Genomic DNA, 22,406 nt, shown 5'->3' with positions numbered 1-22,406 from the left:
CCCCAGCGTATAGATCGAATGCGGTACGCATTTTGCGCAAGGACCCGCCCGGCCCACGATCAAGACATGCGAGCCGCACCCGCACCTGCCCCAGTCCCCGTCCGTCCCGCAACTCCCGCACGCCCGGCACCGCTACCGGACCCGCGCCCTACCCAGGGACGTCTCGCCGGTGTGGCCACGATGGTCGGCAGCGGCGTGTCCAACCAGACCGGCGCCGCGATCGGCTCCCTCGCCTTCCCGGTCCTCGGGCCGGTCGGCGTCGTCGCTGTCCGCCAGTACGTCGCCGCGCTCGTGCTGCTCGCCGTCGGCCGGCCCAAGCTGCGGAGCTTCACCGCGCGGCAGTGGTGGCCGGTACTGCTGCTGGCGCTGGTCTTCGGGACGATGAACCTGTCCCTCTACACAGCCATCGACCGCATCGGCCTCGGGCTGGCGGTGACCCTGGAATTCCTCGGCCCGCTGGCCATCGCCCTGACCGCCGCGCGCCGCCGCGTGGACGCCTGCTGTGCGGTGATCGCCGCGGCGGGCGTCATCACACTGATGCGACCGCAGTCCTCCGCCGACTACGTCGGCATGGGTCTGGGCCTGCTCGCCGCCGCATGCTGGGCCTCGTACATCCTGCTCAACCGCACCGTCGGCCGCCGCATCCCGGGGGCCCAGGGCTCGGCGGCCGCTGCCGCGGCCTCCGCTCTGATGTTCCTGCCGGTCGGCATCGTCCTCGTCCTCCGGCAGCCGCCGACCGTGGGGGCCGTCGGCTACGCCGTCGCCGCCGGTGTGCTCTCCTCGGCAGTGCCGTACCTCGCCGACCTGTTCACGCTGCGGCGCGTACCGGCCCAGGCGTTCGGGCTCTTCATGAGCGTCAACCCCGTCCTCGCCGCCCTGGCAGGCTGGATCATCCTCGGCCAGAACCTGGGCTGGACGGAGTGGGCAAGCGTCGGCGCCATCGTCGCCGCCAACTCGCTCAGCATCCTCACGCGGCGCGGCTGAGGACAGGCCACAGGGCGACGCACCTCGCGCATGACATGGGTGTGTTGCCCATGCGCAGGCCCCTCAGGCGTCCAGGTGCGGATAACGGTTGTCGGTGGCGGGCAGGTGGTTCTCCTTCGTCGTCCGCGGGCTGGCCAACCGGATGAGGTTCCACACCGTGCCGGCCTTGGTCGTTGGTCCCGCAGGCGCGGGCGCTGCCGAAGGGCTGTTGGCCGACGACCGGGCCGGGGGCTTGTCGTGACGTAGAAGTTGCCGGCCGTGTAGCGCAGCGCCGCGCCGGCCTGCTCGACGGCGGCCCGGTCCTGGGCGAACATCGCGCCGGTCAGGCCGTAGGGGTGTGAGGAGGAGACGCGTGAAGGGGACGGGTGCGGGCAGGGACCGGGACCCCGTCAGACAGTCCTGTACAGATGCCCGCTCCCGGCCCATGATTCCCCCATGACGACGTGCGCGCTCGCCGTCACATGCGCCTATCGGGGGACGGGTATGGCTTTGTGGATGATCACCGTGGAGACAGTCGACACCGAGAATGCGACACGGACTCTCGCCAGACTCCACGGCACAAGGGAGCAGGCGGAGGCCGCCTTGTACAAGGCGGCGTGCACCGAGGAGCCGGAGTTCGCGATCCGCAAGATCCTACGGCGCGAAGTCTTCCGGTACGCCGACGGCTCGTCGTACTACGTCTGCCTCTACGGCCGGTCGGATCAGCCACGGTTCCAGCTGGTGTTCCGGATGGCGGAGCTGATCCTGGACACCGCATGGCCGCAGCAGAACCGGACCGACCCGCCAGAACCCCAGGACCAGGTCCCCGACCCCTGGCGCCGGTGAACAGTGTTCCTGTATGTCAGACGGCGACTGGCGGCTGCTGCCACGGTGCAAGCCTCAGCACTTCCGCACTGTCGCACCACGTCCGCTTTCGTCGGTGTCCAGGGCTTTGACCAGGTCATCGACCGAGTGGTGGAGACCCCGGGAGACCCCGTGCACGCACGCCTCCATCACCACGGGCCCATCGTGCACTCCTCCGGTTGAACTGCCCGTTCACCAGGGAGACTTGCGCGGTGGCCTGCCCTTGTCTCAGCAGTTCCCGCACCGTCGGCCCGCGCCCACGGCACGCAGGCTGTCCGCTCACCCCCACGCTGCCCTGAGGCTGATACACAGGGCATTTCTCGGCCGTGCCGGTGACCTTGACGTGTGTTGGCCACCGTCGGGCGATCATGCCCAATGACCCGCGCTCTGTCGACGCCGCCCGTCATTACCTCCGGCTCACTCGCAGCCGCTCCTCAACCGGTGCTCCCCACGGCTCAGGGCTTGCTCCTGCGCGCTTGGGAACGGGGCGACGCGCCAGTGTTCCTTTTCGCTTACCAGGACGCGGACACTGGGCGATCACCGGCAACAGCGGCGAGGTGCTTGGCCGAATCGCCTTGCGTGGCCTGGACTTTGACGACGGCATCGCCAACGTCGCCTACTGGGTGCTTCCGTCGGCTCGCGGCATTGGCGTGGCCTCCCAAGCCCTCACGGCGCTGAGTGCCTGGGCCGTGGGCGAGATCGGCTTCCACCGTCTGGAGCTGGACCACTCGACACGGAACGAAGCCTCGTGCGGGGTCGCCGCAAAATGCGGTTACCTCCTGGAAGGCACCAAGCGCAGCGCCGCCTTGCATGACGACGGCCGACACGACATGCACTTGCACGTCCACGTCCACGTCCACGTCCACGGCTACTGAGGCGGCCGGTCGATCACGCACGGAGCCAGAGACGAGGGCGGCTGCGGTCGCGGCAACAAGGAAGACATGGCCGCGCTTGCCAAAGCGGGTGGCGACGGCTCTGAAGTGTCTGAGTCTGTTCACCGCGAGTTCAACGGTGTTGCGCTTCCCGCCAACGGCCACAACACCCGGCGGGTCCTCGGCCGGCTCTGGCTCACGTCCGAGCGTTACGTCCGGCTGGGAGTGACCGCGTTTCATGTGGACGAACCGGCGCAGCACGACCACCGCGCACCACTGGACGCCTTCGCCGCGGGCGCCCGCGAGGCAGTGGCGGTGGCGGTGGCGACGGGCCATCGCCCGCTGTATGCACACCGGCACCACCCATCGGTGCCAACGGCTACGGCCTCGGCTTCCACTCCCCCTTCGGCGGCCGGGGCGCCAGCGTTCTGGGCGGCGACCTCAGCTCCGAGGGCCCGAGCAAGTAACCGGGGTGGCAGTTTGGTCCACCTGCCGCCCTGAGATCCCCGGGCCGACGGGCGTGCCAGGCTCCGCTGTCGGCGGCGGCCCGGCGCGCCGGCACGACACGGGATCCCTGCTCGAACCGACGGCCCTGACACCTGCCGCGTACGACATGCCGCTGTGACACGAGGGCCGAACCACAGTCATGCGCTGGTCGCGGTGATGGCGATCTGGCTGGCGATATCGCCACGCCCGCGTCCGGGGCCCCTCGCCAGCTGATTGGCCCGCTGGACAACCACCGGGAAGACTCCTTAGGCTCATTGTCTAAAGATGGAATGCAGATCTAATCCAGGTTCGGAAAGGGGCCCCGTGGAACGCGTCGTTGATGGTGCGGAGAGGGACGAACACGAGGGCGTCGGTGCCGCGGCCCAGGCCGAGGCGGATGAGCACCTCATCCGTGAGGCCGAGAAGATCGCTGTTGCGCTGGGTCGCATGTTCCCGGGCCTGTGCGAGGTGGTTCTGCACGACCTGCGGGATCCGCAGCATGCGATCCGGGCGATCGAGAACAACCTCTCCGGCCGCAAGGTCGGGGACTCCGTCACAGAGCTGGGCCTGGCCCGCATTGAGGATCCCGGCTACCCCAGCGTCATCCAGAACTACCCCAACCAGTTCCCCGACGGCCGCCCGGCCAAGAGCACGTCCATCGGGATCAAGAATGCCGCCGGCGAGTACATCGCGGCGCTCTGCCTGAACCTCGACGTCTCGGTGCTGTCACCGGTGACGCTCGCGTTGTCGAACCTCGTGGCCACGGAGACCGAGCACCGCGAGCAGGCCCTGGAAACCCTGCGGGACCGCAACGCGCGCGAGCTGCGCCAGGCAGTGGAGGAACTGGCCGTGGAGCGCGCCGCGACCCCCCGGTCGCTGAGCAGGGAGGACAAGAAGGCACTCGTACGGCAGCTGCACCAGGACGGCTACTTCGACTCGCGCGATGCCGCGCAGACCATCGCGGACCTGCTTGGCGTGTCCCGGGCGACCGTCTACAACTACACGAAGTGAAGGGCCGCTCGTGACCGCCGCCGGATCGACCACCGACCCCGTTCCCGCTCCCTCGTCCGGCTCCGGCCGGCCACCGGCTGCGCGCCGCCTGCTGCACATCACTGAAGAGCAGACCGCAGCGCTCGTGGACGAGGACCTGGCCCTTGAAGCGGCCCGTGCCGCCTTCGCCGCGACGGTGGACGGCACGGCCTTTCCCAGTCTGGCCGTGCACGGGTCCGACCCGCGCAACCGGTTCACCCTCAAGCCGTCGGCGTCCGCGACGCACGCCGGGGTGAAGATCGGTACCTACTGGCCGGGCAACGCGGAGCACGGGCTGCCGCGCCATCACTCCACCCTGCTGCTCTTCGACCAGACGATCGGCAGGATCGCGGCCGTCCTGGAGGTCGGCACCGCGAACGCCTACCGCACCGCTGCGGCCGACGCCCTCGCCGTCGACCTGCTGACCCGTGCCGACACCACCACGCTGGCGGTCTTCGGCACCGGACACCAGGCGGCCTAAGAGGTGGGGGCCGTCAGCCGCATCCGGCCCATCGGCGAGGTCCTGGTTGTGGGACGCACCGCCGAGCGTGCCGAGCAGATGACCGCGGCACTGGCCGCAGAAGGACACGACGCCCGTCGCGTCGGCGCCGAAGAAGCCTGCGCCCGGGCCGATGTGATCGTCACCGCCACCACCGCCACGGCCGACACCCCACCACTGTTCGAGGCCGCGTGGGTCCGGCCCGGTACGGACATCTCCTGCATGGGCGCGGACGTCCCCGGCAAGCGGGAACTCCCGCCCGAACTGTTCAGCCGCGCCCGCGTCTTCTGCGACCTGCCCGAGCAGGCTCGCCGCATGGGCGAAAGCCAGCACGCCCCTGCGGGGACGGTCCTGACCCCGCTCGGCGAGCTTCTCACCCACCACGCCGCGGGACGCATCGACGACAACGACATCACGGTCTTCGACAGCTCCGGAATCGGATTGCAGGACCTGTATTTGGGCCTGGCCCTTCTGAAGAAGATGGACATCTCCCCGTGAACATCCCCGCAAACGCCGCCAGCCCGAGCGCCGCCCGGACTCTGGCCGACCCCGACACCCCGTTCGCCGTCGTCGACGTCCACAAGAGCCGGCGCAACATCGAACGACTGGCAGCCAGGGCCGACCGGCTCGGGGTGGCCCTGCGCCCCCACGTGAAGACGGCCAAGAGCCTCGACGTCGCCGGCCTCCTGCACGACGACACACCCTGCCCGGTCACTGTCTCCACCCTTGCCGAGGCCGAGGCGTTCGCCGACGGCGGCTACACCGACATCACCTACGCCGTCGGCATCGACCCCCACAAACTCCCGCGCGTCCTCGCGCTGCTGCGCCGCGGTGTCACCCTGCGCATCCTGCTGGACAGCGCCGAGCAGGCGGAGTTCGTCGCCGAAGCCTCCCGCCGGGCCGGCCTTCCCATCCCCACTCAGATCGAGATCGACTGCGACGGCCACCGCGGCGGCCTCAAGCCCGATGCCCCCACGCTCCCTGAGATCGGCCGCATCCTGTACGACGCCGGCTGTCTGGACGGTGTGCTGGCCCACGCGGGCGAGTCGTACTTCGCCTACACCGTCGAGGAACAGTGCCTGGCGGCGAAGAACGAACGCGACATCGCCGTCGCCGCGGCCGAACGGCTGCGCGCGGCCGGCCTGCCCGTGGCCACCGTCAGCGTCGGCTCCACCCCCACCGCCCACGCAGCCGAGGACCTCACCGGCGTCACCGAACTGCGCGCGGGGAACTACGTCTTCTTCGACCTGGTGATGGCCGGCCTCGGCGTCTGCCGCATCGAGGACCTCGCCCTGTCGGTCGTCGTCACCGTCATCGGCCACCGCCGCGAGTACGGGTGGATCATCACCGACGGCGGCTGGATGGCCATGTCCCGCGACCGCGGCACGGCCGTCCAGGCGCAGGACCAGGGCTACGGCCTGGTCACCGACCTGGACGGCAACCTCATCCCGGGCCTGGTCATGACGGGCGCAAGCCAGGAACACGGCACCCTCACCGCCCGGGACAGCGCCCACCTGCCCGACCTGCCCGTCGGCACTCGCCTGCGCATCCTGCCCAATCACGCCTGCGCCACCGCCGCTCAGCACCACGGCTACCACGTCATCGACGGCGCCCGGACCACGAACACCGCACCGGCGATTCAAACCATCTGGGAACGCGTCACCGGCTGGTGACCAACCGACGTGACGAGGGGGCCGGCCGCCCGGTCAGCGAATGCGGGGCAGGCCCTTGTCCGGGTGCACGTACTTGACGGCGATCTTGGGGTGGATCCGGACCCGGTCTGGGCTGGTGAACGTCACCTCGGCGATCTTTGCCACGGGCATACTCTGCGCGGATAACAGCGCCATCTGTGCCCGCCGCCAGGTCACCACCGAACCGGTGCCCCTACGGATGATCCGCGGCAGGCGCTGCCCCTCGTCGCCATCGATCTCGCGAACGCGTACCCGCTCTGCCATCAGCACAGTCTCACGGGAACGGCGAGTGTCCGGGCTGTGGACGGGCGAGGGGTCTGCCGACGCGGCGTCAGGCCAGGACCTCCCGCAGCCAGGACCGTTCCGCGCGGCTGGTAGCGCGGGCGACGATGAGCATGCCGCGGCGGTAGGGGTCGCCGGTGTCCTCGGCGCCCAGTGGGCGGTCACCATCGTGGAAGAAGCTCGCGGGCTGTTCCAGGAATCCCAGCCGCCGCCGCAGTACCGCGTGCTGGTCAGCGGTGTCGGGAAGCTGGGAAAGGAAGGCCAGGACCGTGAAATACCGGGTGCTGTCGCTGATGTCCAGGCCGTCGGCATCCCGGAGCCGCCGCAGTAGATCGCAGCGGCCAACGTCGGTCAAGCTCAGAGTGTGCCGCTGGGCGGCCGAGACGCCCGGTTCGGTCCGCCGCTCCAGCAGCCCGGCATTGACCAGCCGGTTGATCGCCGGATAGAGGCTGCCATCACTGATCGGCCGCGCATGACCCGACAAGTGCGCTATCCGGTGGCGCAGTTGATAACCGTGCAGCGGCCCCTCGGCCAGGAATCCCAAGATCGCGAGTTCGAGCATGCTGCTACTCTCGCACATCGAAACGAGGTACCTCGAATCGATACAGGAGGCGGAGATGACGTATACCGAGGAGTGGGTGACTGCTCAGGCACGGGACGCCTACGAGCACGGCCGGGCATCGTTCGATGTACGACCTGAGCGGACGGCGCTGCTGGTCATCGACATGCAGGACGAATTCGTCCGGCCCAGATGGAGCCCCTACTGGGTGCCCGCGGCGACCCGGATGGCGCCCCGGCTGCGGCAGTTGGTCGAGGTATGCCGGGGTGCCTCCGTCCCGGTGATCTGGACCATTTTCGACGACACGCATCTCGGACTGGACCGGCCACACGCCCTGCGGTTCCTCCCGCACGCCGACACCGACTGGCGCCGGCCGGGCCCCGCCGAGGTCTGGGCCCCGATGGGCCACCGCCCCGACGAGGCGCTGATCCGCAAGCCCTCCTACGGTGCGTTCTACGACACCCCGCTCGACACGATGCTGCGTAACCTCGCCCGCGACACGGTCATCGTCACGGGAACGCTCACCAACTACTGCTGCGGCACCACCGCCCGGCAGGCATATGAACGCGGGTACAAGGTCGTGGTCGGATCCGACGTCACGGCCACTGACGACGAGTCCCGGCAGGAACCAGAACTCGCCGTCCTACGCAAGGGATTCGCGCTCGTGCTGACCGCCGAAGAGATCACGAACCGACTGACCACAGCCACACACGCGCCAGATGATGGGGACGGGGCGAACGTTGCCTGATGCGGCACAACTAGTTCCTGTTGACGCCGAGGAGAGGATCTCCTCCGACCGTGCGACCGTTCGTAGAGCATCCGCCACAACGTCTTCTCCCGAAGGTGGACGTTGCGGCGGGCGATCAGCCGGTCGATGGCCATCTTCGAGCGGTCGGGGGTCTCGGAGTCCGGCGCCCTCCCCCGCCACCGCTGGTCCCGATTCGGGCAGTCACTCGTGGCGGTGAGGTCGAGGAGCGCTATCGTGACAGCGCACGATCGATGCGTTCGAGCGCCTCAGTCAGCACTTTCCGGGGGCAGCCGACGTTGAGTCGGACGTACCCCTCTCCTCCGGGGCCGTAGACCCGGCCGTCGTAGAGATTGACAGCCGCCCGGTCGACAAGGAACTGGTGCAGCCCGCCCACACGAGCGTCAAGCTCACGAGCCTCCAACCAGACCAGGAACGATGCGTCCGGCGGCATCGGCGTGATCTCGGGCAGCCGCTCTTGGACGAACTCGTGCACGAAGGCCACGTTGCCCTTGAGATAGTCGGTCAGCCGGTCGAGCCACGGACCACCCGTGGTGTAGGCAGTCTCTAAGGCGAGACGACCGAAGTAGTGCGCGTTGATCATGAACGATGCCCGCATGGCGTTCAGCAGTTCCGAGCGCAGGGATGGATCGGCAACCGAGAGTGTGGCCGATGGCAGGCCGGCAAGGTTGAAGGTCTTCGTGGGGGCAGTGCAGATGAATGCTCGGCGGGCGGCGTCGCTGCTGATCGAGGCGTAGGCCACGTGGGGCCGACCGTTCAGTCGGATGTCGCAGTGAATCTCGTCGGAAATCACCAGGAGGTCGTGGCGCGCACAGATGTCGTTCACGGCGAGCAACTCGTCGGCCGTCCAGCTCCGGCCCGAGGGATTGTGGGGGTTGCAGAGCAAGAGCACCTTTGCGCCGGATGCGGCCAGCTCGGCCAGGTTGTCGAGGTCGAACTCGTAGCGGTTGTCGATGAGCCGTAGTCGGTTCACGAGCAGCCGCCGGTGGTTACCGGTAATGGCCTCGAAGTTCGGCGAGTAGACCGGTGATTGGACGATCACCCCGTCTCCGGGGGCGGTGAAGGTGCGCAAGATCGCTGCGACCGAGGACATGATCGCGGGGGCCGGGAGGAGCGTTTCCACCGGTGGTGTCCAGCCGTGTCTGACGGTGAACCAGTTCTGCACGATCCGGAAGTGTTCCGGGTCCCGCAGGGTGTAACCGTAGATACCGTGGTCCGCAGCGGCGCGCAGGCGGTCGATGACGGTCGTCGGTGCCCGGAAGTCCATGTCGGCCGTCCATAGCGACAGCAGATCCTCGCCCCGGACACGCGGTGAAAATTCGTCCCACTGGTTTGCCCATTTCGCTGACCCGAAAGCGGCGCGGTCGTACACCGTGTCAAAATCGGGGTCGGCACCGTGCTCTGCGGTGGCGGTAGGCATGGCTTTTGTTGGCCTGGTGGTCATGCGAAACCCTTCTCCACTCCACGGGCGATACGGCAGTCCGGGTGGTCGTGGCCGCGGGGCGGATCCGGAGCCACGACCACCGGCCAGGTACGGGCTCAGCCGTTCTGGCCGATACCGGCTTTGATGAGTTCCGGGACGATCTTTTTGGCCTCGTCGAACGAGATCAGCACGATGGCGTCCGGGTGCTGGGCCTTCACCTTCTCCACCTCGGCCGTGTAGTTGGCTGCGGTCGCGTCGTAGAGGACGTAGGAGACGACTTTGCCGCCGGACTCCTCGTAGAAGGAGCGGACGTTCTTCGCCAATGCCTCTCCGTAGGCGTCCTGTCGGGCGAGGATCGCGATGTTGCTGTGACCGTCCTCGCTGATGGTCTGGGCCATCACCTGCCCCTGCAGGACGTCGGAGGGGGCCGTGCGGAAGTACATGCCGTGGTCGGGGTAGGTGTCGAATGCGGTCGAGGTGTTTCCGGCCGATATCTGGACGACGCCAGCACCGGTGATCTTGTCGATGACCGACAGCGACACCGACGAGGAAGCGGCGCCGATGATGACGTCGGCGCCACCGCGGAGCAGTTTGTCGGTCTCGGATGGCGCGATGTTCGGCGACCCGTCACCGGAGTCGCCCTTCAACTGCTTCACATCTTTGCCCAGCACGCCCCCGGCCTTGTTGATTTCATCAATGGCGAGGTCCACGCCGGCGAACTGCGGGGCGCCGAGGAAGGAGCTGTCCCCGGTGGCAGGGAGCAGGGTGCCAAACGTTAGGGTGCCGTCCCCCTTGGGGATGGGGCCGCTGACCTTCTGGTCGGCTCGGATGTTGGCTTGGTCCGGGGTGGTGCCGTTGATGTAGCGGACATTCTTGTAGTTGTTGTCCTGCCCGAATTGGTAGATGCCGACGGTCGCCGCGGACGGGCTTCCTGTCGAGTTCATCTCGATCGGGCCAGAGGCACCGTCGTAGTCGATGTCCGTTCCGTCGGCGAGTAGGTCGGCGCACTGCTTGAAGCTGGTGCATTTTGTCCCGTCCCTGGTGATGCCGATCTCCTTCTCGGCGATCGCCTTGCCGGAGTCCTTCTTGGCGGCGACCGCAGCCAGGGCAGAGAGGATCGTGGCGTCGTAGGCCTCCGGAGCGTAGGTGAAGTCCTTCACCTTGCTGTTGATCTTGAGGATCCTCTGCCGGAACTCGTCGCCGATCTTGCCGCCGGGCAGGGTGGCGCGCACACCGTTGAGAGTGCCCGGCTCGAAATCACTGGAATAGTCGGCCGTGTTGCCGTCTACGAAGTAGAGCTGGGTGCCCGCTTTGGCCGGCGGCTCGCTGCCGGCTTGGGTGGGACTGCTGTTGGAGCCGCAAGCGGCGGTTGCCAGCGCGGCGGAGGCCGAAACGGCGATACATATGATGCGTCGCGGGAGCGACATGGGACCTCCAGGTGTGGGTGATGACTGTTGCGCTCTTGGTGTGGTGCACGACCGTGCCGTGGCGGGTGTCAGGAGTGGACGCGAGGGGAGAATTCGACCGGCGAAGATGTGTGGTCGGGGTCCTAGTTCCGCCTGTCGGCAGGTGTGCTGTCTGCCTGGGCGGCCTTGGCCAAGGTGCCGAGATACAGCTCGATCACCCTGGGGTCACGGGCCAGCGACTGTCCGGACCCGGTGTGGGCATTGCGTCCTTGGTCGAGGACGTATCCGCGGTCGCAGATCTGCAGGCAGCGGCGTGCGTTCTGCTCGACCATGACGACCGACACACCGGTGCGGTTGATGGCTCGGGTCTGGACAAACACCTCGTCCTGCATCGCCGGGGACAGGCCCGCTGAGGGTTCGTCGAGCAACAACACGGAGGGTTCCATCATCAGAGCCCGGCCCATAGCCACCATCTGCCGCTCACCGCCTGACAATTGTCCGGCCCGTTGCTTGCGGCGCCGGCCCAGCGCAGGGAACAGCTCGGTCACGAACGCGAACCGGGGGGCGAACTTCTTGGGGTTCTGGTAGCACCCCATCTGCAGGTTTTCCTCGATGGTGAGCGAGGGGAAAATGTTGTTGGTTTGCGGTACGAAGCCGATCCCTTGGGATACCAGTGCGTCGGCGCGCTGGTTCGTGACCTCCTCGCCCCGCAAGCGAACCGTCCCGGTGGTGATCTTGACCAGCCCGAAGAGTGCTTTGAGCAGTGTCGACTTGCCGGCGCCGTTGGGTCCGATGATGCCGACCAACTCGCCGGGTTGGCAGTACAGATCGGCGCCATTCAAGATGTTGACTCCGGGGAGGTACCCGGCGATCAGATTGTCGGCGCGAAGGGTTGCGCCCTCGGCCGCCTGCAGATGCCTTGTCCGAGCTGCCTCGTCGATCTTTGGGGCGTTGGGGTCGGTTTCAGCCACGATCTCGCCCTGATCGGTGACCTGGGAGTCCGATGGGCCGTGATGGGCAGAAGTCATCTCGGGACCTCCCGGTCGGCCCTCTGCTCGGCGTGGTCGTGCGTGTGCTCGACCTGGATTACGCGTTCGAGCTCGCTGATGTCGGTGTCGTGGCGAGCTCCGAGGTAGGCATCGATGACACGTTCGTCGGACATGATGGATGTGGGGGGTCCCTCGGCGATTACCTTGCCCTGGGCCATGACGACCACCCAGTCGGAGATCTCTCGCACCATGTCCATGTCGTGTTCGACGAACAGGACGCTCATTCCCTGATCCCGCAGCGACTTCACATGCCCGAGCAGGGACTGCTTCAGCGCTGGGTTGACGCCGGCCATGGGTTCGTCGAGCATGACCAGCTTCGGTTCGACCATGAGCGCTCGCGCCATCTCGAGCAGCTTTCTCTGGCCGCCTGACAGGGACCCGGCGAAGTCTGCCTCCTTGGCGTCGAGCTTGAACCGCTTCAGCAGGTCTCTGGCCCGGTCGGTGATGTCTCGTTCCTGCGCCCGCCACAGGGCGGGGAGCGCGGCGGCCCACAGGCGTTCGCCACGCTGACCTGTGGCGCCCATCCGCATGTTCTCCAGTACCGTCAGTTTCGAGAGCACTCTGGTCAGCTGGAAGGTCCGGACCATGCCGAGGCGTGCCACTTTGTAGGCTGCCTTGCCTTTGAGCGGTGCCCCGTCGAAGGACCAGGAACCGGCATCGGGTTGATCGAAGCCGGTGAGCAGGTTGAAGAACGTGGTCTTGCCCGCACCGTTGGGTCCGATCAAGGCGGTGATGACCCCACGTTGGATTTCGAGATGTTCCACGTCGACCGCGGTGAGGCCGCCGAAGGTGCGGCGGATTCCGTTCACGACCACAATGGGGTCGGGTTTGGCAGCGCCAGCCTCATGCGGCACCAACTGCAAGGCAGTCCGGCACTCGTGCATCGATTTGTTCTCCCCGGCGCCGGGGTCGGGAACCCTTGGCTGGGACGTATCACCGGCAGCGGAGACGTCCTTGCGTGCGGCGCCCGAGGAGAGGTGGTCATTGGGGAAGTTGTCAGTGGGCATCGAGCGCGATCTCCCTTCGATCACCGAAGATGCCTTGCGGCCGGTAGATCATCAGCAGCATCAGCACCAATCCGACCAACATCAGCCGGATGGTTGACGCTTGGTCGGCGTTCATGAACTGGGCCACGACCGGGTAGCTCGCCAACTGAGTCAAGACCGATCCGAGGAACGACAGGATCGCCCAGAACATCACCGCGCCGACGACCGGACCAAGGACCCGAGCGGCGCCACCCAGGATGAGCATGGTCAAGGCGATGAAGGTGAAGTCCAGGTTGAACGTGTCGGCCTGGACCGAAGCGGCCCCGAACGCGCCCACGAAGCCTCCGACGCATCCCACCACTCCACCGAGGATGAGGGCCTGGATCTTGTAGCCGTAGACGTTCTTGCCCAGAGACCGCATCGCGTCCTCGTCTTCACGGATGCCCCGAAGAACCCTTCCCCACGGTGATCGCATCAGGGCCCAGGTGAGCAGACTGATCATGATGACCAAACCCCAGCCGACCATGACTGTCCACAGCTCCTCCCGGCTGTAGGTCAGGAAGAAGCCGTCGTAGTTCGGCAGCGGGTTGAGGCTTCGGAACCCGGCGGTAAAGCCGGTCACACCGTCCTTGCCGTGAAAGTACGTCCGGAACGACGTCCCGAACACAAGTCGTAGGATCTCTGCCGCCGCGATGGTGACGATCGCCAGGTAATCCGCCCTAAGACGCAGGGTCGGGATACCCAATATCAACGCCAACGCCACGGTGAAGGCGATCGCGAGCAGAATCGCGAGGACGGTGGGAACCCCGCTTGTGGCGATCGCCGCGCCCATGACGTAACCGCCTACCGACAAGAAGGCGGCCTGACCGAAGTTGACCAGCCCGGCGTAGCCGAACTGAATGTTCAAACCGATCGCAGCCAAGCAGAACGAGACGGCCAGATAGCCGAAACCGTCGTGCAGTGCCCCCGTGAGGGCGCCGATGATGTCCATGTCCTCACCCGATCCTCTCGGCGCGGCCGAGCAGGCCTTGTGGTCGGACGAGCAGGACCAGCACCAGCAGAACCATCGCGCCCGCGAACTTGAGTTCCGATGGGATGACCAAGGTTGAGGTCTCCACGAACAGCCCGATGATGATCGAGCCGATCATCGCGCCCCACACTGATCCCAGACCTCCGACGCAGGTAGCGGCGAAGACCAACAGCAGTACCTGCGCTCCCAGTTGGTAGGTCACCGATTGGGAGAATCCCAGGAACGCCCCGCTCAGTCCCGCCAGCGCGGTGCCCACGATCCACACCGTGGCTATGACACGACCGACGTTGATCCCCGTCGCAGAGGCCAGGGCCGGATTGTCCGACACCGCGCGCGTGGCGCGACCGAGCCGGGTGAACTGCAAAGCAAGAGTGACCGCGACGAGCGCAAGCAGACTGATCGAGATGACGACAACATCTCGATTGGTATAGGTGAACAAGCCGAAGGCGTCTCGGCCGGCGGGCGTGACGTATTCGCGGTAGGTCAAGGCGCGGCCACCTGTGAAGTACTGGTAGAAGTTCCGGAGAAGGAACTGCAGACCGATCGAGACGATCATCATGGCGATCAGTCCCGTTCCGCGGCGTCTGAGTGGACCCCACAAACCCTTGTCGTTCAGGTAGCCGAACAGTGCCGACAGCACTACCGCCACCGCCACCGCCACGACGATCGGCAGCCCTACGACCCGGTTGCCGAGATAGGTGGCGAATGCCCCGAAGGTCACCAGTTCGCCGTGGGAGAAGTTCGACAGTCCCGTCGTGCCGAACACCATGGACAGGCCAAGAGCCCCCAATGACAGCACCAGGCCGAACAGCAGGCCGTTGTAGAGCAGTTGGGGGACCTGGTCCCACGCTGTCGACACTTGACGGGTATCGGGACCGAGGGGGAAGTTGACGGTGATCGTGCTCAAGCTGCCCGTTGGCCGCAAGGTGTTCGACGCTCCGTCGCGGATCTGCACAGCATCGGGAAGCGTTTTGGTGTCCAATGTGACGGTCAAGGTGCCCGAGTCGCTGCCGGGCACAGTGATCACGAACCGGCCTTGGTCGTTGCTAACGCCCGTGTAGGTCTTCCCTGTACTGGTCTGGGCACTGATCTTCACCCCAGCGACCGGCGCGTTGTTGTCTGCAGAGTTGCGCAACGTTCCCTGCACGGTCCGATCACCGGCCGCGTACGTCGGAGCGCCCACTGCCACGACGGCGAGCAGGGCGATCACGAGCATGACCGATCCCCGCAGTAGTGACAGGCAAGCAGGATGGCGGCGTACGCGCCAACGTGCACGGGGTGGTGTCATGGCCTCTCCGAAATCGCGTGGCGGGATATCTGATCGGCCTGCGGCAGGGGGCCAGCAGGCAGCGACGACAGCGTGGGGAGACCGACGACCGATACCAATGAGCCGCGGGCTGCGTCGGCCGTACCGCACATCTCGGGGTGGCCGATTCTCGCGGTTCTGGAATGCTATGCGCCCCCCATTGTCCGGTCCAGTCGTCGTTATCGATGCGCACTCATCGGTATTTTCGACCAATCACTGGGCAGAAACCATCCAGTGCTGTGACCGCGTAGGTTCGCCGGGTTGGTGGTTGGTCGTGGCGGTTGGATGTGCGGTGACGTCCGACCGGTGGGGGCGCGGTGGCTGAGCCTGTCCCAGGAGGGGCAGAAGCTGCACCAGATCGCGCGCCGGCAGCACGAGTTCGGTGCGTCACCGGCGCGCGATGATGCTGCCGGTCCCGGCGGGCGGGGACCGTGTTCCGGTAATCGCCCAGCTGGTGCAGGCCGACGAGGACACCGTGCGCGATGTGATCCACCGGTTCGCCTACGACGAATTCGGGCCCCTTGGGATCCGGCCCACCGCCGACTCGTGCTGGGCGAAGCAGAGCCAGCCCGACGGCCTGCCGGCGACCTACCACCGCACCCACGGCGTCGCCTACTTCCACGGCTACTCCTCCGTGGGCGACGACTGGACGTGGGGCGTCAACCGGCGACGCCGCAAGGGCACCGCCAAGGCGCCGGAGGCACCGTACGGCTGCCCTGCCGCGGCCGCTGGGAGCGGCTCTCCGCAAGCCAGCAGGAAGTCAACTGCGCGCAATACCCCCCGCGTCACCAGCCTCGTCCAAGCGTCTTCACCCTTCACCCGACCTGCTCAAACGAAGGTTGACCACGACCCACGTGCTCGTTGGACATACCGCAGGACGAGGCAGTCTCGCGGTGCCTCAATGCGGGGCAGCACATGTTTTCGCGTACGATTGGTTATCTCAAGCGACGAATCGGTGGTCACGGGCGGCGATTGGTGCGTGATGTACGACCTTCACCGGCTTCGGTTGCTGCGCGAACTCAAGCACCGCGGCACCCTTGCAGCTGTGGCTTCGGCCCTCTCGTACAGTCCTTCGACCATCTCTTCGCAGCTTTCGCAGCTGGAGACCGAGGTGGGCGTCCCGCTCCTGGAACCTATGGGACGCCGGGTCCGTCTGACGCCCGCGGCGGAGATGCTGGTCGGGCATATCGAGGTGATCTTGGACCGGCTCGAGCAGGCTGAGGCCGATATCGCCCGGGCTAAGACTGTGCTCGAGGGGGACCTGCGGATTGCAACCTTTCAGACTGCGGCTAAGACTCTGGTCCTGCCTGCCGTAGAGCTGCTTCAGCGCGAGCATCCGCAGCTTCGCGTCCACGTGCATCAGGAGAACGAACGCACACCGCTGCGGGCGCTTGTCGCGCACGAATTCGACCTGGTCATCGCCGAGGAGTACCCGGGAGAGCCGCCGTCGGCGCTGAGCGGCCTGCACACTCAGCTTCTCCTCGAGGATCCTCTACTTCTAGCCACCCCACCGGACGGCGAGCCGCCGCAACTCGCAGCTCTCGCACACCTGCCTTGGGTCATGGAACCCGAGGGCAATGCCGCCAGGCGCTGGGCCAGCGCTGTCTGCCGCCAAGCCGGCTTTGAACCCCACGTTCGCTACCAGTCGACCGACCTCACCTTCCATGTGCGATTGATCGAAGCCGGGCAGGCGGTCGGATTCCTACCCAAACTTGCCTGGGGCGTCCACGCTCCTACAGTGACACTTACCGAGCTGACGCCGCCGAACGCTCGGCGCGTCCTCATCGCTACCCGCACTGGCAGCCACGACCACCCGGCCGTCGTTGCTGCCCGCGTCGCGCTCGACCGAATCAGCCGCAGTGCACGGGATCTGACCCGGAGTTGACGCCCGAGGACTATCACGGTGCCGTTGACGGGGCCTCAGGATGACGGTGGTTCATGACTCACGCGATCGGGGTGCGTTGAGCCAGTCATGGAGACGGGTGTTGAAACGGGGCTGTAGCAGTCAAGGCGATGCCAACCCTCTGGTCAAGGAGGTGCGCGCATCCGCTACCTCCACCGGCGGGAACATTTCGACGTGATGCTTCAATTCTTCGGCCACGGAGGAGGGCATGTCGACGGTGCGTGTCTTCGCCCCCTTCGGCAGGGCGAAGTACGGCGGTTCGTCGATCGCCGCGCAGGCGGAAGCGGTGCTTCGGGCCTACGAGCATCACCGAGGGCGACACTCGCGCTGCAGCCCCGTAAGCGGTTCCGTAAGGGCGCCGTGCTGATCGTGGACGGCACCCTCATCTCCACCCGTGACCACACCGTCGCTGAGCAGTCGAAGAACTACCGCTACTCGACCAACCACCAGGTCGTCATCGACGCCGACACCCGGCTGATCGTCGCCGTCGGCCGGCTGCTGCCCGGAAATCGCAACGACCGCAAGGCATGGGAGCTGTCTCCGGTGCGAAGGACACCGTCGGCAAGACGACTGTGATCGCGGACGGCGGCTACCGGGGCACCGGCCTGGTCATCCCCCACCGTCGCGAGCGCGGCCAGGCCGAACTCTCGGCCTGGAAAGAGGAACACAACGCCTCGAGACAACTCGAAGATCATTTACGGGACAACCCTTAGGCCCGTACTGTTCCGCTGATGTCCGGCTGTCGTTGATGTCAGCCGTAGATGTCAGGCGGAGTCGGCTCGGGCCATTTCGTTGGCGTGGTTACTGGGCGGCTGTGGTCACGGCGGTTGCCGCGCTTCGCTGCTGTACAGGGTGCCACCGGTCAGCAAGACAGAGCGAGAGCGGCTTGAGTTGAAACGACCTGCCGCCAACGAGAGCTGATGAGACAGCGACTGCATTCGCCCAGGCGTCAAAGGCGGTGTTGGTGGAGGGCAACGCCACGACGACGATGATCACGGTGATTACCCAGAGCGGAACCATGGGGTTCGACACAGCATGCGGGGATGGGGCCAGACTCATGACTGATGCCTCCAAGGCGTCTAGGGCCCGTTCGTACCGCGATCGCTTCCCGGCAGAGTGGTACGAGCGGGCTGTCTTGTGCCCATGATTACGGGGCGGAGGCCGCTGGATGGCAACTCTGGCACATCTTCGGAACTGCAGACGATCTTGAAAACCGTCGTGGCAGCTATGTCACCGTGGGTTCAAAACCCACACCCACCGCAGATGAACGGCCCCTGACCAGCCAAGTCAGTCGGGGGCCTTCGCCGTTGCCGGTGTCCGTGAGCGACCGCTGTTCCCCGCGGTTTCCCGCTCGTTCGGGCACGCAAGGGGCACGCGCCTAGCTACTGTGCGCATCCGCCGAGGCTTCGCTGTCCTTCGCGTGGTGCAGCAAGCCGCTCAGCCGCCAGACGACGGCGATGGTTAGCGCGGCGGCTCCGATGCGCAGACCGTCGCTGAGCATCACATGCCGCAGCGCCTGGCGGGCCTCGCCCGCTGTGGCAGCCTGCTTCAGAGCCGAGTAGCCGTCCGTGGCCCAGGCGCCTGCGGCGAGTACGGTGAGCCACCAAATGGTGAGCAGAGGGTTGCCGCGACGGCGTCGCATCGCTGGCTGGGCGGCAGCCCACAGGTCGTTGATGAACATCTTCGGTATGAACAGCTGTCCCAGTGGAACCAGCCAGCCGAAGAGCACCCAAGCACGGTGGCGGCGCTGCCCTTGGGGCCAAACCGTGTCCGCGAGTGAACGCATGCTGTCGAGCCAGAGGATGAACAGCAGCATGGTCGCGAGGAACGTCGCCTGCCACCACCCAGTCAGATTCCCGAACCACATGTCGGCTCTGACCAACGCCTCGCCTTCATCCGACCGCTTCAGCGCTAGTGCCAGTAGCACCTGGTACCTGTGCCAGCCTGCTACCTCGGTCGCCACAGTCACCAACGCGAAGCAGGCGAGCATTCCGCACGTCCACCGGGCGAGCCCGCCCGGCGACGCCGCTTTTCCACACATTCCGTACCTCCGGGAGGCCCGCTTGTGCGGACTTTCCGCAGGTCGCAAGGGATCTTAGCTATTCAGGCGAGCGGAAGTCACGGCCCTCCCCACCACCCTCCCCAGCTCCCATCCCGTCTGCCGGCACTCGCGAACGGCGCCCCCTCCATCTCGGAGCCTGAGCGCCCCCGCCGGAGGCATGTCTTTGGCCGCGGCCGGCTTCCTCACTTCTGCCCGCTGCACGTAGCGCGCCGCAGGGCACGTCCGTCGGTCACGCTGCCGTCCCCGCGCTGGGTTCACCGGACGAGGGCAGGGGCCCGACAACCTTGAGGCCGAGCAAACTGACGAAAGACTTGGAGATACAGGCTCCATCGCCTGGTCGAGATCCGGCCCGTAGGCAACGGCCCGGGCTCTTGGAGACCGAGCCGGGGGTCGTTAACGGATACTCTGGAGCCGAAAAATACCCTTTTCTCGACGCACGCATGCGGAGATCGGCCGCTGAAAGGATGACCGCTTCATGGCTTCGGAGACTCCGGCGGCGCCGGGCAGTCCTGCCTGGTGGGCGAGCCGGAAACCGGCCCCTGCGTACCGGCGCGGACGCCCCCCGATGGACGTAGGCCGGATCATCGACACCGCCCTGAAGCTCATCGACGAAGTCGGGATCCAGGCACTGACCCTGCGCATGCTCGCCGACGCCCTGGACTCGGGCACGGCAACGCTCTACCGCCACTTCAACGGCAAGGACGAACTCCTCGCCCTCGTGGCCGACAGAATCCTGGGCGAGGTCGGAATCCCGCCCGAGGAGTTGGACAGCCTGTCCTGGCGGGAAGCCGTGGCCGCCGCCGCGGAGACTTTCTACGACACCCTGCGCCGACACCCTCATGCGGTGCCCTTGCTGGCGGCCCAGGTTCCCGTCGGCCCCAACGGACTCCGCGCCAGGGAACGGCTCATCACACTGCTCCTGAGCCACGGGTTCTCGGTCGGCCTGGCCGCCCGCACCTTCACCGCCATCGGCCACTACGTGATCGGCTTCGCCATCCAGCAGCACGGCCCCGGAACACCACGCCCCGAGGACCAGGTGCAGCTGCGGGACTATTACCACTCCCTGGACCCCGCCACCTATCCGGCCACGACGGCCGCAGCCGACGAGCTGACCTCCGTACCACTGCACGAGGAGTTCCGGTTCGGCCTGGACTTGCTCGTCGATGGTCTGGAACAGGCTAGACGCAAAGACTCTTAGGTGCCTGGAGAGTCCAGCGGACGCTGACTCCGGCAGATCACTCGCCTACGCGCGGCCAAGGACGCTGGCCGACACGGGATTCGACGCCGGCATCCACCTATAGACCCTTCGGTCGCGCTATAGACCCTTCGGTCGCGCGCCTGGGCAAGCAGGACGGTGCGGTCGAGACACCTGGCCGACACGCCACCGCCCCGGCTCGAGCGATCTCGCGCGCAGCCGCCCTCGCCGGTCCCGCGTAGTCACTTGGCTTGCCTCTCTCCCGCAAAAATGGCTACTCTGTAGCCGAAATAATACGGCTACGTCGTAGCCAATAACTGGGGAGGCGAGATGAAGAACAGCCTCACGGAGGGATCGTCATTCACGTCGGTCGACGGGATGCGCGTGCGCTTCGTGCGGGAGGGGCGAGGGCCGGCGGTGCTGCTCCTGCACGGCTCCGGCTCGTCTTTGGACACCTTCGACGAGGTCGCGGCGCGGCTTCGCCCGGCCTACGAGGTGATCCGGCTGGACCTGCCGGGGTTCGGACTGACCGGGCCCCGGCCCGACCGGGACTACCGCATCGAGTCGTACGTCGCCTTCGTCGCCCGTTTCCTCGACGGGCAGTCCGTGGACACCTGCATGGTCGCCGGAAACTCGCTCGGCGGGAACATCGCCTGGAACTTCGCGCTCACCCACCCCGAGCGGGTACGGCGCCTGGTGCTCATGAACTCGACGGGGTATGTCGGCAAGTCGCTCCCCGTCGCGATGCGCCTCGCCCGCAACCCGCTCACCCGCCCGCTGCTGCGCCGTGCGGGCTCGCGGGGCATGGTCGCCCGGAACGTGCGCGGCATGGTGGGGCCCGACTTCACCGTGCCGGAAGCCATGGTCGACCGGATGCACGCCATGATGAGCCGGCCGGGGAACCGTGCCGCCTTCATCGACCTCGCCAGGACCGACCAGGCCGACCGGACGCCTGAACTCCGCCGGCTGCGCGTGCCCACTCTGGTCCTGCGCGGCGACGGCATCGACGGCCAGCACTTCGCCAGGGACATCCCGGGCAGCCAGGACATCGTCCTCCCCGGGATCGGCCACTTGATGCCGGAGGAAGCTCCAACCCGCGTGGCCGGCGCCATGCTCGAATTCCTCGGAGGCCAGTCGTGAGCGGCACCTACGTCGCAAAAGGCGAAGACCGAATCCTGGACGAGACCGCACGGGCGGCGGCCCAAGGCTCCTTCGTCCCGCTGTCCGACGGAATGACCCACTACCAGCTCGCCGGACCCGACACCGGTCCCCTCGTGCTGCTGACCCCCGGGAACACGATCCCGCTCGGCTACTGGGACGCGATCGCCGCCGACCTGCACGCCCATGGCCTGCGTACCCTGGCCTACAGCGCTTACGGCCGCGGGTGGTCGGATCGCGTCGAAGGTCCCTACGACCAGGCCCTGTTCCTCCGCCAGCTGAGCGAGCTCCTCGACGCGGTCGCTCCCCGCGAGCGAGTCCACGTGGTCGGAACGTCCATGGGTGGACTCATCGCCATGGCCTTCGCCACCCAGGCCGGCATCCCGACGCCGTTGTCGCTGACTCTCATCGGTCCGGCCGGCTTGGCAGAGCAGAACCAGCCCCTCACCCGCCTACTGGCTGTCGATCCGCTCGCCCGGCTCCTGGGCAGACTTTTCGGCCACCGCTTCCTCAGCAGCCATCTGGGCCACAACGTTCGGACGGGCGAGGACACGGATCGGCTCCGCCGCCTCGTCGGCGAGCCCTACCGGTTCCACGGCTCGATCTACGCCTTGCTGTCAACGCTCAGGGATTTCCCGCTCATCGGACAGCACGACCTCTATCGACGGGCCGGCCGACTGCCCGTACCCAAGCTGTTGCTGTGGGGCAAACACGACCAGGTCACCCCCATAGAGCAGCTCGACACCGTCCGGGACCTCTTCCCGCCGGACGACTTGCACGTGCTCGACCACTGCGGGCACATGGTCCCGTTCGAGGATCCTCACGGCACGGCACGGCTGCTCGCCACCTTCTTCGAAAAGATCAACTGAGGCCCCTC

At 66.8% G+C, this 22,406-nt stretch carries 17 protein-coding genes and 6 pseudogenes; 12 read left to right on the top strand and 11 right to left on the bottom strand.

Annotated elements, in window-relative coordinates; genetic code table 11:
- Positions 1–180: 180 nt before the first annotated feature.
- The 3 genes and pseudogenes from FGD71_RS08300 to FGD71_RS08285 all read left to right on the top strand — a co-directional run bounded on the left by FGD71_RS08300 (position 181) and on the right by FGD71_RS08285 (position 2,702).
- Positions 181–984 (top strand): EamA family transporter, encoded by an 804-nt coding sequence (locus FGD71_RS08300; protein ID WP_420878260.1) that lies wholly within the window; start codon positions 181–183, stop codon positions 982–984.
- A gap of 435 nt (positions 985–1,419) precedes the next feature.
- Positions 1,420–1,809, top strand: a complete 390-nt coding sequence (locus FGD71_RS08290) for a hypothetical protein (RefSeq protein ID WP_119099736.1) — start codon at positions 1,420–1,422, stop codon at positions 1,807–1,809.
- 393 nt (positions 1,810–2,202) lie between these two features.
- Positions 2,203–2,702: pseudogene (locus FGD71_RS08285) on the top strand (GNAT family N-acetyltransferase).
- 13 nt (positions 2,703–2,715) lie between these two features.
- On the opposite strand, the pseudogene FGD71_RS48555 reads toward FGD71_RS08285, so the two are convergent.
- A pseudogene (locus FGD71_RS48555) lies at positions 2,716–2,849 on the bottom strand (IS5/IS1182 family transposase); the annotation flags it as partial.
- Positions 2,850–3,593: 744 nt separating this feature from the next.
- On the opposite strand from FGD71_RS48555, the gene FGD71_RS08275 reads away from it, so the two are divergent.
- The 3 genes and pseudogenes from FGD71_RS08275 (at position 3,594) to FGD71_RS08265 (ending at position 6,386) form a co-directional block, all read left to right on the top strand.
- The gene (locus FGD71_RS08275) at positions 3,594–4,196 is read left to right on the top strand and encodes a helix-turn-helix transcriptional regulator (protein WP_119099781.1); all 603 of its coding nucleotides are present in this window, start codon (positions 3,594–3,596) and stop codon (positions 4,194–4,196) included.
- Positions 4,129–5,211 (top strand): annotated as a pseudogene (locus FGD71_RS08270) (ornithine cyclodeaminase family protein). Before FGD71_RS08275 ends, FGD71_RS08270 begins: the two are co-directional and overlap by 68 nt.
- Positions 5,208–6,386, top strand: a complete 1,179-nt coding sequence (locus FGD71_RS08265; RefSeq protein ID WP_119099735.1) for a DSD1 family PLP-dependent enzyme — start codon at positions 5,208–5,210, stop codon at positions 6,384–6,386. Before FGD71_RS08270 ends, FGD71_RS08265 begins: the two are co-directional and overlap by 4 nt.
- Positions 6,387–6,482: 96 nt before the next feature.
- On the opposite strand, the pseudogene FGD71_RS08260 reads toward FGD71_RS08265, so the two are convergent.
- Both FGD71_RS08260 and FGD71_RS08255 read right to left on the bottom strand, forming a co-directional pair.
- Positions 6,483–6,668, bottom strand: a pseudogene (locus tag FGD71_RS08260) (IS630 family transposase); the annotation flags it as partial.
- A 67-nt stretch (positions 6,669–6,735) separates the two neighbouring features.
- Positions 6,736–7,248, bottom strand: coding sequence for a PadR family transcriptional regulator (locus tag FGD71_RS08255; RefSeq protein ID WP_162931068.1), 513 nt, complete (start codon positions 7,246–7,248; stop codon positions 6,736–6,738).
- Between the two features lie 55 nt (positions 7,249–7,303).
- Here FGD71_RS08255 and FGD71_RS08250 point away from each other — a divergent pair, with 55 nt between their 5' ends.
- On the top strand, positions 7,304–7,993 hold the full coding sequence (locus tag FGD71_RS08250; protein ID WP_119099733.1) for a cysteine hydrolase family protein: 690 nt from the start codon (positions 7,304–7,306) through the stop codon (positions 7,991–7,993).
- Between the two features lie 33 nt (positions 7,994–8,026).
- Here FGD71_RS08250 and FGD71_RS50085 read toward each other — a convergent pair.
- From FGD71_RS50085 to FGD71_RS08220, 7 genes and pseudogenes are all read right to left on the bottom strand, one after another.
- Positions 8,027–8,157 (bottom strand): annotated as a pseudogene (locus FGD71_RS50085) (site-specific integrase); the annotation flags it as partial.
- Between the two features lie 65 nt (positions 8,158–8,222).
- Positions 8,223–9,455 (bottom strand): MalY/PatB family protein, encoded by a 1,233-nt coding sequence (locus FGD71_RS08245; RefSeq protein WP_119099732.1) that lies wholly within the window; start codon positions 9,453–9,455, stop codon positions 8,223–8,225.
- Between the two features lie 95 nt (positions 9,456–9,550).
- Positions 9,551–10,861, bottom strand: coding sequence for an ABC transporter substrate-binding protein (locus tag FGD71_RS47925; protein WP_205571106.1), 1,311 nt, complete (start codon positions 10,859–10,861; stop codon positions 9,551–9,553).
- A 122-nt stretch (positions 10,862–10,983) separates the two neighbouring features.
- Positions 10,984–11,868, bottom strand: a complete 885-nt coding sequence (locus tag FGD71_RS08235; RefSeq protein ID WP_119099731.1) for an ABC transporter ATP-binding protein — start codon at positions 11,866–11,868, stop codon at positions 10,984–10,986.
- The gene (locus FGD71_RS08230; RefSeq protein ID WP_205571105.1) at positions 11,865–12,896 is read right to left on the bottom strand and encodes an ABC transporter ATP-binding protein; all 1,032 of its coding nucleotides are present in this window, start codon (positions 12,894–12,896) and stop codon (positions 11,865–11,867) included. The genes FGD71_RS08235 and FGD71_RS08230 overlap by 4 nt, the downstream gene beginning before the upstream one ends.
- Positions 12,886–13,866 carry a branched-chain amino acid ABC transporter permease gene (locus FGD71_RS08225; RefSeq protein ID WP_119099730.1) on the bottom strand — a complete coding sequence of 327 codons (981 nt, stop codon included), beginning with the start codon at positions 13,864–13,866 and terminating at the stop codon, positions 12,886–12,888. The genes FGD71_RS08230 and FGD71_RS08225 overlap by 11 nt, the downstream gene beginning before the upstream one ends.
- A 4-nt stretch (positions 13,867–13,870) precedes the next feature.
- A complete protein-coding gene (locus FGD71_RS08220; protein ID WP_162931067.1) occupies positions 13,871–15,121 on the bottom strand; it encodes a branched-chain amino acid ABC transporter permease in 1,251 nt (416 codons plus the stop codon).
- A gap of 490 nt (positions 15,122–15,611) precedes the next feature.
- On the opposite strand from FGD71_RS08220, the gene FGD71_RS08210 reads away from it, so the two are divergent.
- Both FGD71_RS08210 and FGD71_RS08205 read left to right on the top strand, forming a co-directional pair.
- Positions 15,612–17,096: a LysR substrate-binding domain-containing protein gene (locus FGD71_RS08210; protein ID WP_420878257.1), complete on the top strand. Its 1,485-nt coding sequence runs from the start codon at positions 15,612–15,614 to the stop codon at positions 17,094–17,096.
- Positions 17,097–17,435: 339 nt separating this feature from the next.
- Positions 17,436–17,797 (top strand): annotated as a pseudogene (locus FGD71_RS08205) (transposase); the annotation flags it as partial.
- A gap of 695 nt (positions 17,798–18,492) precedes the next feature.
- Here FGD71_RS08205 and FGD71_RS08200 read toward each other — a convergent pair.
- On the bottom strand, positions 18,493–19,104 hold the full coding sequence (locus tag FGD71_RS08200) for a DUF4328 domain-containing protein (protein WP_162931066.1): 612 nt from the start codon (positions 19,102–19,104) through the stop codon (positions 18,493–18,495).
- A gap of 637 nt (positions 19,105–19,741) precedes the next feature.
- Here FGD71_RS08200 and FGD71_RS08195 point away from each other — a divergent pair.
- From FGD71_RS08195 to FGD71_RS08185, 3 genes are all read left to right on the top strand, one after another.
- Positions 19,742–20,374 (top strand): TetR/AcrR family transcriptional regulator, encoded by a 633-nt coding sequence (locus FGD71_RS08195; RefSeq protein WP_119099726.1) that lies wholly within the window; start codon positions 19,742–19,744, stop codon positions 20,372–20,374.
- A 327-nt stretch (positions 20,375–20,701) separates the two neighbouring features.
- Complete coding sequence (locus FGD71_RS08190) at positions 20,702–21,511, top strand: alpha/beta fold hydrolase (RefSeq protein ID WP_119099725.1); 810 nt, start codon at positions 20,702–20,704, stop codon at positions 21,509–21,511.
- Entirely contained in the window at positions 21,508–22,398 is an 891-nt protein-coding gene (locus FGD71_RS08185; RefSeq protein ID WP_240436461.1) for an alpha/beta fold hydrolase, read from the top strand. The genes FGD71_RS08190 and FGD71_RS08185 overlap by 4 nt, the downstream gene beginning before the upstream one ends.
- Positions 22,399–22,406 lie beyond the last annotated feature (8 nt).

The organism is Streptomyces sporangiiformans, from assembly GCF_005768555.2.
In the GTDB taxonomy this organism is placed as follows: Bacteria; Actinomycetota; Actinomycetes; order Streptomycetales; family Streptomycetaceae; genus Streptomyces; species Streptomyces sporangiiformans.
This window is presented reverse-complemented; position numbering and strand designations above follow the sequence as displayed.